A 10,424-nucleotide genomic window follows, 5' to 3' on the forward strand; every position below is an offset into this window, starting at 1 on the left:
CCTTCCCCTAAATTCTATCCTTTTTTTAACCAGAACTTATAAACACCATTTTCTTCTTCATCTTTTAGCAATTCGTGTCCACCCGATTGTGCCCATGCAGTCAAGTCATTTTTTGCCCCTTTATCTGTTGCATGAATCTCAAGGATCTCTCCTGAACTTAATGAATCCATTTCCTTTTTTGTTTTTACAATTGGCATTGGACAAGCTAGCCCTTTTGCATCTAATACTTTTGTTGCTTCCATCTCTTTTCCTCCTATCTCACTGCACAGCGATTTGGTCCAATTTCCATTTCCCTTTGTTGTTCTTCTTCTGGTTTGATTTTACCCATATTTGTCTCACGAATTTCTTGGTATGAATTCGGCTGTGGCGGAAGATTTTCTGTCACCGTTTTTCTGAATTCAGCTTCATCATTAATATTTAATCCATGATTTTGTTGATAAAGTACACCAAGTTTTTCTGAAATACTTCCATCATCATTCATTTCGTTAATTCCCATGTAATGGGCAGGTAAGACTAGAAGATTATCAGCTAGCTCTTTGTAACGTTGATAAAGGGTATTTCTTAAATCTCCTACCCAGTCTTCAGCTTTACCAGCTAGATCAGGGCGACCAATGGAATCAATAAATAAAATGTCACCTGTTAACAAATATTGATCATCAACGACAAAAGATGTACTACCAATGGTATGCCCAGGAGAGTAAATGGCTTTTATGGTTGTCTGTCCAACCTTGTATTCATCGCCGTCATTAATTTGTGAGTAGTTAAATGTGACTTCTTTAGCATCCTTTGGTGGTAAATAATAGGTTGCACCATGTTTTTCAGCAAGTTCTCTACCACCAGAAATATGGTCAGCATGCAAATGAGTATCTAAAACGTGTGTTAACGTAATATTATGTTCCTTTATCATCTCTTCATATGGAGACAACATTCTGTTAGTATCAATTATTGCCCCTTTTCCGTCAGACTCAATTAAATAGGAAAGGCAGCCTTTTCCAATCCGTACAAATTGAAAGATGCTTCCTCCATTTTTCAAATCACCAATCTTTATTGGCTCAAGGTGTTCACTCCAAGCCTTCATTCCGCCTTCTACTGAGTAAACATCTGTAAACCCCTGTTCCATTATTTGTTCGGCGACAAATTCTGATGCACCACCTTTAGCACAAATGACATAAATTTCTTTGCTCTTTGGTAGTTTATCTAATATTGAATCGACTCCTTCTAATAATTCAACGTAAGGAGAATTGATTACCTCTATATTGCGCCCTTCTATTTTCCAATCGTCAAAATCGCTGGTATTACGGGTATCAAGGATGAAAAGGTCTTCATGATTAATGACTTTCTGGGCTAAATCTTTAACAGATATTGTTTTCAGAGCTGTTGTTGTTCCCATGTGTCTCCTCCTTTTACTTTTCTAAAAGTTGAGTAATCGTTTCCGGATCATACCCTAAAACCCACTCACCACTAATTTCAATTTGAGGGACTCCCATCTGACCTGTTGTTTCAACCAATTTATCTCCTGCTGCAGGATCTTCTTGCACATTTACTTCTTTAAATGCGACACCTTGCTCATTTAAAAAGTTTTTTACCATTACACAATAGGGACAAGTGTTTGTGGTATAGACAGTAACATTCTTATTCATCATTCTTCACTCCTTTAGAACGTTAGCGTTACGTCAGCATCTTTAGCAAACGCTAAAAAGGTAACTGCACCGCCAACATCAATCCCTTCTACAAAATGCTCTTTTTCTAAACTCATAACATCCATTGTCATTTGGCACGCAATCATTTTCACACCCATCTCACTCGCCATTGCAACAAGCTCTTCAACTGGTGGAACATTCGCTTTTTTAAATCCTTCTTGATAATGTTCTGTTCCTGTAGGCATTGGCAAATTTTTATGACCTTCTTTATGAATGAGATTTAAGCCTTCAAATGTAAAAAAGATTCCCACTTCAGCATCAGTAGCAGCTGCAGCCGTTGCAATATTGAATACTTTATAGGCATCAAACATCCCACCGTTTGAGGCAATGATAGCTACTTTCATTATTATTCCTCCTTGTTTAATGATTTTTATCGATAGGTCCTGTCCAGTCTTTCATTCCAGGAACTACATTTTTAACGTTGTTAAAGCCTTTTTCGGTTAACTTTTGTGCAGCAAAATCACTACGACTACCCGTTCTACAAATGACATGTAGATTGTCTACATTGTTAAGTTCCTCAAACCGATTTTCTAATTCACCAAGTGGGATATTAATAGCACCCGGTACATGACCGAATGCATATTCAGCCGGTTCTCTCACATCTAAAACAGTTATTTTTTCATTTCCATCTAATTTCTTTAATAATTCATCTAAATGAACCACATCCGGATGTTTTGCTTCAGGTTTTTCTTCTTCTGAACGAACTTTTCGAAGATAATGTTTTAAGGTCTCTCCCTCTTCTACAGTTCCTAAATACTGATGACCGGTACTAGAAGCCCAAGCCTTTAAATCAGCTGTTGAACCTTTATCGGTAGCTTGAATTTCCATCACTTCACCTGGTTCAAGGGTGTTCATTTCTTTTTTTGTTTTTACAATTGGCATCGGGCAAGCCAGTCCCTTTGCATCTAACACCCTATTAACTGTAACTTCCATTGAGATTCCTCCTTCTTGGGTTACGGTTTTTCGACTTCATCTTCCCAATTAAGCATTCCACCAACCATATTTTTCACTTTATACCCCTTATCTTGCAAAAATTCAGCAGCCATTCCACTCCGATTCCCCGATTGGCATACCATAAAATGCTCCTTGTCTTTGTCAATTTCATGTAATCGATTTTCAAGCTCTCCTAAAGGAATATGGTAAGCACCTGGGATTCTCCCTTGTGCAACTTCTTCATGTTCACGAACATCGATAATACTTTGTGCTTTTCCTTGCCTTACTTTTTCAGATACTTCTTTTGGTAAAATCTCAGCAACTTTTGACTTAGTATTCATTTCGTCACTCCTTATGTTGAAGTAATACAAGTCATACTTAGAATTCTCTTTTATCGGTTAAATATGTTTATTTGCCACGTCCATATAAATCCAAAATAAGCTTCTAATTGTAACTTTTATCACACTAATTGATTTTAGTAATGTTAATATCACAATACTAACAGGGGTATAAAGTTGAACTGGAGTGATTAAAATGAATAAAAAAATAATAATAGTAGGTGGAGTTTTAGGTGGAGTTTAATTTTGTTTGAAATATTAGGTGGATTAACCTTAGGGCTATAAAAGACATTTATTCGGGAAAGCAGTAAAAGTGAATGTCTAAACAAGGAGGAAAACAAATGAAAATAAAAACAAATCAACGTGTCGTTGCCGTTTTAGCCTTACTCCTTCTTGCCGGATATGGTGGCATCGATCATATGATGTACTCTGGTGGCATAAGCCCAAATATGTATGCTGGACATGATGGCAGTACCGGAAATGCAAGATGGCATGATAGAAATATTTCAAAGTCCTGAAATGATAGATACGATAAATAAAATAGTAAACGAAAAATAAAAAAAAGGACGGCGATAGTTTTTTATCGTCGCCCGTTTTTTTCAAAGTAGTTATAAAATATTTATTTCTTGACAGGCAAATTCACAGTTTCTATATACTTTTATTAATACAATTAATTAAACGATCCTCAATATCTTTTGCAAGCTTTATGATTTCATCATTATTCACAAGCTTAATAAGTGCTGTTGGTCTAGGCATCCCTATCTTAGTTTGCCCATTGTCACTGTAAACAACAATTTTACATGGTAAAAAATACCCCACTAATAAGTTTTCATTTAAAACTCTCTGAGCTTCATGTGGATTACAGACTTCTAAGACCTTATATTCCTGATTAAAATCTAGTCCCTTCTCTTGAAGTTTGTCTTTGATATCAAACATCCACAAAACGCCAAACTTCTCTTCTTTCAAATTAGTTTCTAAACTTGTTACTGCTTCATTAATACTCTTTTTTGTTTCAACGGTATAGTCAAACATTTTTTATCCTCCTTAAAATTTAATGTTTTTAGCAATTATTGCATAAATTGATTGATTTAAATGCACAAGTTTTGGATGAAAGCCGTTTTGTTCTAATAACTTTTTCATGGTTATAGACGGTACTTTCTGTTCTATTGAAGGTCCTATCTCTGATTCCACCGCTTCCCATTCTAACAATACAAACATTCCACCTGGCTTTATAATCCTACGAATTTCTCCGAGTGCAGCTTTTATATCAGGCACTTCATGTATGACAAAAGCTATTAACGCTTTATCTATCTACAATATTCTTTTCCAATTTTATATCCTCAAGATTACTTTCAACATACCTGATATTACTTATGTTCTCCTTTTCTGCACGTTCCATTAATAATTTCAACATCCTGGGTTCAATATCTACAGCATAAACCATCTTAGATTTTTTCGTTAGTGAAAGTGTAAAATAGCCGTTACCCGCACCTAGATCAGCGACATTTTCAAACTCTTCAAGTTCTAATAATTCCAATGCCTTATTGGGTGTTATAAGCTTTTTTCTCTTTGGATCAAAGAGCCTATATGCTCTATTTGGATCAGTTCGATGAGACAGAATCATCCCCCCTTCCATTATATACGTATACCCGTAATGGTATATATTAATTATAAAATGAGTAATAAGATACTACAAGCCTTAAGTTTGGTCTTTGTCGTACATTGAGTAGGATTTTTCAATAAATCTTTTATATTGATTCAATACTCTGTTCCTACCTTATTAATGTTTCATTCATTCGAACTGCTGTTATGATTCCTGCAATTAGAGGTAATAGAGCAACTAAACCAATTGCCCAACTAATATTAAGCATATCTGCAATAAATCCTGCAAATAATGCTCCAAATGCATATCCACTATCTCTCCAAAAACGATAAACTCCCATTGATGAGGCTCTCCATTCTGGTTGTGCTATATCACTAATTGAAGCTTGTAAGGTTGGATATACCATTGCGGTTCCTAGTCCTAGAAGAATAGCTGCTATGAACCATAGGCTATATTCGTTTACAAATAAAATCATCCACAGAGAAAGAGCTTGAAGCCACATTCCACCAACAATGAACCACTTTCGTCCGATCTTATCACTTAACGCTCCGGTAAACAGTTGGAAAAATCCCCATGAAGCTGGATAAATCGCAACTAACACTCCAATTTCTGATACGGTTAAGCCAACACCTGTAAAGAATAATGGGAAGAGTCCCCAAGCCATACCATCTTTAAGGTTTGTGCTTAATCCTGCAAAAGTGATGCTAGATAAACTTTTATTCTTAAACGTAGTTATTTTGAACACTTCTTTTGCAGATAAAGTCGGACCATTATTGGATGATTTTGTTTGAAGCTTTATATGTTCTTCTGTATCTCTTACAAGTAATGATAAGATAAAACCGATTACCACAATAATAATACCTAAATAAAATGGTTCGGGGCGGTTAGAAAAATTTGTTGCAACAAAACCAGAGACACCAGCCATTACAGCTACTCCTATATACCCTGCAAATTCATTTAACCCTACAGCAAAACCTCTTTGAGTAGGTTTCGATAAATCAATTTTCATATTTACGGTCATGGACCAAGATAATCCTTGGTTGATACCTAAGAAAATATTTGCAACTACAATCATCCACCATGAGGTCGCAAATATAACCAGCAAAGGAACTAATAAGCCGATACTCCAACCGATAAGAAGGACTTTCTTTCTTCCTAATCGGTCTGCGATAGCACCTGCAAAATAATTCACAATAGCCTTTGAAAATCCAAAACTAATAATAAAAGATAATGCCGCACTAGCCGATGCCAAACCAAAATCTTCTTCACCAATAATCGGGAGAATGGTTCTTTCTAAACCAACCATTGAACCAACAAAGAAGTTCGTAACAACTAGAAGTATGAAATTTATTAAATTTTCTTTAATTCCAATTTGTACTTTACTCAAACCATTCACCTCCAAAAAGGGAGAACCAAATAGAGGTTCTCCACTTTATTATTTTCCTTGATTTGTTTTTCTCATCTCTTTAAAACCTTCTGGTTGTGGTGGTACGTTCGTTGTCATAAAATCAACAAATTCCTTCTCGTTATCAAATCTCATTGCTTCATTGTGACGTTTTTCAAATCCAATGGTTGAAGAAGGTTTCCCACTTAAACCACGTCCACAAACTGATCCTGAAAACGCTCCAGGATAAATTTCAACATGGTCTTCTAATTGAGTGATCTTTTTTAAGCTTTGATACAAATCTTTTGCCCCTTCTTCAATAGATACAGCCAATTCAGTTCTACCTGCATCTCCAACCATTAACGTATGACCTGTTAAGACAAACCAAGGTTCATCAGCTCGACGTTTATCAGAAACCACGATAGAAATGTGCTCTGGTGTATGACCTGGGGTATGCAAGAACTTTAATAGTGTATTTCCAGCTAATAATTCATCCCCGTCTTCTACTGGAGTAAAGTTAAAGCTTGTTTCTGCTGAAGAATGAAGGACATATTTTGCACCTGTTTTCTCAGCTAATTTTCTTGCACCTGATACATGGTCAGCATGAAGATGTGTATCAATTACATAAACAATATTCATGCCTAACTTTTCAGCTTCTTCTACATAAAAATCAACTTGATCTTCTAGTGGGTCTACCACCACTCCTTGTGATTGACTTCCACACCCAAAAAAATATGATGCTGCTACTGGATTAGTGTGTAAATATTGACGAAATAACATTTTTAATTCCTCCTTAAAATTAATGAATATAATCAGATTGTTTCCACTCATGAACCCCTTCTTCCATGCGATAAGCTTCGTATCCAAGGGAGTTTAATGTTTCTACTGCTTGTGTTGCAAAAGCACAATAAGGTCCACGACAATAAGCAATTATTTTTTTATCTTTTGGAAGAGAAGAAATATGCTCCTCTAGATCTTCAACAGGTATCGATAGAGCTCCCGTAATATGTTGATTTTTATATTCATCTTCTGGTCTAACATCAATTAGAACAGCCTCACCATTTTGTATCTCTTTCAACATATCTTTAAGATGAACCATTTTAATCCTTTCATCTCTTCCTATATAACCTTTTCTTACGTGTGTAATATCACTAAACTGCATTTCGGCTAAATTTTTAATCGAATGCAGGAGTTCAATTACGTTATCATCTGTTAAAGAGTAGAATACAAAGTTTTTATCCTTACTAAATTTAACTAATCTAGCCTCTAGTAGTGCCTGAAGGTGTTTTGATGTATTTGCTACAGACATCTTTGCTTCTTTGGATAACCTCTCCACTGTTTTTGGTCCTTGAGATAAATAATCTAATAACTCAAAGCGCTTAGGACTAGATAGAGCTTTACTAATTCGAGCAAATTGACTGTAAACAAGATCTTTAAATTCTCTAGGTTCCATATAATCACCTCTAATCTATTCAACTTATTGATTGAATAGTTGAATTGTATAATATATGATTTAATTTGTAAAGTGGTTTGCTAAGTGGAAAAATATAGTTTGAAAAATTTAATGTATTTTATTATTAACCAAGCTGAGAAGATTAAATGATATATAAAGTTAATAATGAAACTAGGAAGGATATGCTTTAGCCAAAATGTTTGCTGCAATCGTTAGATTTTCCGAAGAGGTATAGGGTCTTTTTATTTATAAAAAAACACCGCAAACCACGGTGGAAAAAGAAAAACCATTAATAATGGATAGCTGTTTATCTCTTTTTATTTCTGCTATCTTTCTTGCAATAACTTAATTTAAGACATTATTTATTGCGCAGTATTTAGTCTACTACGTAATTAGAGATACTCCACAATCGGGGCCTTATATGGAATAAGGAGTGACTAATTGTTCACTTCTGACAGCTTTCTATATAATGAAGCCCTAGATACATTTGTAATTTCACAAATTTGATTTACAGTCATATTTCCTTCTTTATATAGCTTTACTGCATAATTCATTCCTGCGTGATTTTTATGATATTTCTTTAACCGTCCTTTAAACTTCCCTTCTTTCTTTGCGAGCTCAATTCCTTCACGCTGACGCAAACGAATAAGGTCTCGCTCTAATTGGTTAACACCAGCCATTACCGTAATTAAGAATTGGCTGTATGGATTATCTTCTGATAAATCTAGCCATGTATCCTTAAGTGATTTTAAGCTTGCCTTTTTATTTCGTATTAAATCAATCAATTCAAATAAATCTTGCGTACTTCGAGTGATCCGAGTTAAATCTGTAACATAAATAACGTCACCTTCCTGTAAATCCTCTAACATTTTTTGAAGTTGTTCACGATCCTTTGTGGCTCCTGAAATTTTTTCTTCATAAATAATATCCATTCCAATTTCGTTCAATTGCTGAAATTGCCTTGAAGGATTTTGGCTAGTCGAACTGACGCGTATATAACCGATTTTCTGCAAAATTTCACCTCGTTTTTGAGACAAGTCTTATGAGACACTCTTAACTATGATTTTATCAGTCTACTATACTTGTATCAATAGAGTACACTCTATTGATATATAATTAAACTAATTAACTGAAAAATTACAGAAATGGGATGAGACTATATGAAAATTGCGAGAGGTAGAGAATTACTTACACCAGATCAGAGACTTGCTTTAATGCAAATCCCTGAAGATGAATGGGTATTGGGAACCTACTACACTTTTTCCAAACGAGATTTAGAAATTATAAATAGGCGAAGGAGAGAAGAAAATCGTTTAGGGTTCGCAGTTCAATTGGCCGTTCTTCGGTATCCCGGATGGCCATACACTCATATCAAAAGCATCCCAGATTCCGTCATACATTATATATCGAAACAAATCGGTGCCACACCATCCACGATTAGTCTTTATCCTCAAAGAGAAAATACACTTTGGGATCATTTGAAAGAAATTCGAAGTGAATACGACTTTGTAACTTTTACTCTAAAAGAATATCGAATGACATTTAAGCATCTTCATCAAGTAGCTTTGGAAAATGGTGATGCCATACATTTACTACATGAATGCATAGATTTTCTAAGAAGAAATAAAATCATATTACCTGCTTTCACCACACTTGAGAGAATGGTGTGGGAGGCAAGGGCGATGGCTGAAAAGAAGCTATTTAACATGGTTAATCAATCTCTAACAAAAAAGCAAAAAGAAAAGCTGGAAGAGGTCATTACTTCGCAGCATCCATCCGAATCCAATAAAACGATATTGGGTTGGTTAAAGGAACCACCAGGTCATCCTTCACCCGAAACATTTCTAAAAGTAATAGAACGACTCGAATACATACGAGGAATGGAGTTAGAAACGGTACAAATTAGTCATTTGCATCGCAATCGCCTGTTACAGCTATCTCGCTTAGGTTCAAGATATGAGCCTTATGCATTCCGTGACTTTCAAGAAAATAAACGATATTCGATATTAACCGTCTATTTATTACATCTTACTCAGGAGTTAACGGATAAGGCATTTGAAATTCATGACAGACAAATACTAAGTCTGTTATCAAAAGGCCGTAAGGCGCAAGAAGAAATTCAGAAACAAAACGGTAAAAAGCTAAATGAGAAGGTAATACACTTTACGAACATCGGACAGGCTTTAATCAAAGCAAAAAAGGATAAACTAGATGTTTTTGAGGTTTTGGAATCTGTTATTGAATGGAATTCTTTTGTTTCTTCTGTAGAAGAAGCTCAGGAGCTTGCACGTCCTGCTGACTATGATTATTTAGACTTACTGCAAAAACGCTTTTATTCACTTAGAAAATATACGCCGACGCTATTAAGAGTATTAGACTTTCATTCTACAAAGGCAAATGAGCCACTTTTACAAGCTGTAGAGATTATCCGAGGAATGAATGAATCTGGAAAGCGAAAAGTACCTGATGACTCACCAGTGGATTTTATTTCAAAACGTTGGAAAAGGCATTTATACGAGGATGATGGTACAACAATTAATCGTCATTACTATGAAATGGCTGTTTTAACGGAACTTCGGGAGCATGTTCGGGCAGGAGATGTTTCCATTGTTGGTAGCAGGCAATATAGAGATTTTGAGGAATATTTATTTTCAGAAGATACATGGAATGAAGCGAAGGAGAATACGAGATTATCAGTTAGTTTATCATTCGAAGATTATATGACGGAGAGAACCAAAAGTCTTAATGAAAGGTTAAAGTGGTTAGCTGCCAATTCCGTTAAGTTGGACGGAGTTTCTCTTGAAAAAGGAAAGATATCAATTGCACGCTTGGAAAAAGATGTTCCGGAAGAAGCAAAAAAATTTAGTGCGAGCCTGTATCAGATGCTCCCAAGAATAAAATTAACCGATTTACTCATGGATGTTGCTTATATAACAGGATTTCATGAACAATTCACTCATGCTTCCAATAATCGAAAACCGGATAAAGAAGAAACGATTATTATTATGGCAGC

General features: G+C 35.3%; 15 protein-coding genes. 2 read left to right on the forward strand and 13 right to left on the reverse strand.

The window, feature by feature from the left end; translation table 11 throughout:
- Nucleotides 1–14: 14 nt before the first annotated feature.
- The 6 genes from NiCM35_RS23605 to NiCM35_RS23630 are packed head-to-tail and all read right to left on the reverse strand — an operon-like array spanning nucleotide 15 to nucleotide 2,974.
- Nucleotides 15–242, reverse strand: a complete 228-nt coding sequence (locus NiCM35_RS23605; protein ID WP_016204409.1) for a sulfurtransferase TusA family protein — start codon at nucleotides 240–242, stop codon at nucleotides 15–17.
- A gap of 11 nt (nucleotides 243–253) precedes the next feature.
- Nucleotides 254–1,390: an MBL fold metallo-hydrolase gene (locus NiCM35_RS23610; RefSeq protein ID WP_016204410.1), complete on the reverse strand. Its 1,137-nt coding sequence runs from the start codon at nucleotides 1,388–1,390 to the stop codon at nucleotides 254–256.
- Between the two features lie 13 nt (nucleotides 1,391–1,403).
- Nucleotides 1,404–1,640, reverse strand: coding sequence for a glutaredoxin family protein (locus tag NiCM35_RS23615; protein WP_016204411.1), 237 nt, complete (start codon nucleotides 1,638–1,640; stop codon nucleotides 1,404–1,406).
- Nucleotides 1,641–1,654: 14 nt separating this feature from the next.
- Nucleotides 1,655–2,044, reverse strand: a complete 390-nt coding sequence (locus tag NiCM35_RS23620) for a DsrE/DsrF/DrsH-like family protein (protein WP_016204412.1) — start codon at nucleotides 2,042–2,044, stop codon at nucleotides 1,655–1,657.
- Between the two features lie 16 nt (nucleotides 2,045–2,060).
- Nucleotides 2,061–2,633 (reverse strand): sulfurtransferase TusA family protein, encoded by a 573-nt coding sequence (locus tag NiCM35_RS23625; protein WP_016204413.1) that lies wholly within the window; start codon nucleotides 2,631–2,633, stop codon nucleotides 2,061–2,063.
- A 20-nt stretch (nucleotides 2,634–2,653) separates the two neighbouring features.
- Entirely contained in the window at nucleotides 2,654–2,974 is a 321-nt protein-coding gene (locus NiCM35_RS23630) for a rhodanese-like domain-containing protein (RefSeq protein WP_016204414.1), read from the reverse strand.
- A 314-nt stretch (nucleotides 2,975–3,288) separates the two neighbouring features.
- On the opposite strand from NiCM35_RS23630, the gene NiCM35_RS23635 reads away from it, so the two are divergent.
- Nucleotides 3,289–3,489 carry a hypothetical protein gene (locus NiCM35_RS23635; protein WP_142385654.1) on the forward strand — a complete coding sequence of 67 codons (201 nt, stop codon included), beginning with the start codon at nucleotides 3,289–3,291 and terminating at the stop codon, nucleotides 3,487–3,489.
- Between the two features lie 130 nt (nucleotides 3,490–3,619).
- On the opposite strand, the gene NiCM35_RS23640 is transcribed toward NiCM35_RS23635, so the two are convergent.
- From NiCM35_RS23640 to NiCM35_RS23670, 7 genes are all read right to left on the reverse strand, one after another.
- Nucleotides 3,620–4,003, reverse strand: coding sequence for a DUF302 domain-containing protein (locus NiCM35_RS23640; RefSeq protein ID WP_019380820.1), 384 nt, complete (start codon nucleotides 4,001–4,003; stop codon nucleotides 3,620–3,622).
- Nucleotides 4,004–4,015: 12 nt separating this feature from the next.
- Nucleotides 4,016–4,282 (reverse strand): class I SAM-dependent methyltransferase, encoded by a 267-nt coding sequence (locus NiCM35_RS23645; RefSeq protein WP_142385655.1) that lies wholly within the window; start codon nucleotides 4,280–4,282, stop codon nucleotides 4,016–4,018.
- Nucleotides 4,275–4,607, reverse strand: coding sequence for a class I SAM-dependent methyltransferase (locus NiCM35_RS23650; protein ID WP_250637168.1), 333 nt, complete (start codon nucleotides 4,605–4,607; stop codon nucleotides 4,275–4,277). Before NiCM35_RS23650 ends, NiCM35_RS23645 begins: the two co-directional genes overlap by 8 nt.
- A 136-nt stretch (nucleotides 4,608–4,743) precedes the next feature.
- Complete coding sequence (locus NiCM35_RS23655; RefSeq protein WP_016204419.1) at nucleotides 4,744–5,961, reverse strand: MFS transporter; 1,218 nt, start codon at nucleotides 5,959–5,961, stop codon at nucleotides 4,744–4,746.
- 48 nt (nucleotides 5,962–6,009) lie between these two features.
- Nucleotides 6,010–6,738 (reverse strand): MBL fold metallo-hydrolase, encoded by a 729-nt coding sequence (locus tag NiCM35_RS23660; protein WP_016204420.1) that lies wholly within the window; start codon nucleotides 6,736–6,738, stop codon nucleotides 6,010–6,012.
- Between the two features lie 19 nt (nucleotides 6,739–6,757).
- Complete coding sequence (locus NiCM35_RS23665) at nucleotides 6,758–7,411, reverse strand: ArsR/SmtB family transcription factor (RefSeq protein WP_016204421.1); 654 nt, start codon at nucleotides 7,409–7,411, stop codon at nucleotides 6,758–6,760.
- Between the two features lie 437 nt (nucleotides 7,412–7,848).
- A complete protein-coding gene (locus NiCM35_RS23670) occupies nucleotides 7,849–8,424 on the reverse strand; it encodes a recombinase family protein (RefSeq protein WP_016204422.1) in 576 nt (191 codons plus the stop codon).
- 147 nt (nucleotides 8,425–8,571) lie between these two features.
- Here NiCM35_RS23670 and NiCM35_RS23675 point away from each other — a divergent pair.
- Nucleotides 8,572–10,424, forward strand: a 1,853-nt coding sequence (locus tag NiCM35_RS23675; protein ID WP_433780818.1) for a DUF4158 domain-containing protein, incomplete at its 3' end; no start/stop codon positions are given.

Origin of the sequence: Niallia sp. M35 (genome assembly GCF_050971705.1) — a bacterium.
In the GTDB taxonomy this organism is placed as follows: Bacteria; Bacillota; Bacilli; order Bacillales; family Cytobacillaceae; genus Niallia; species Niallia circulans_A.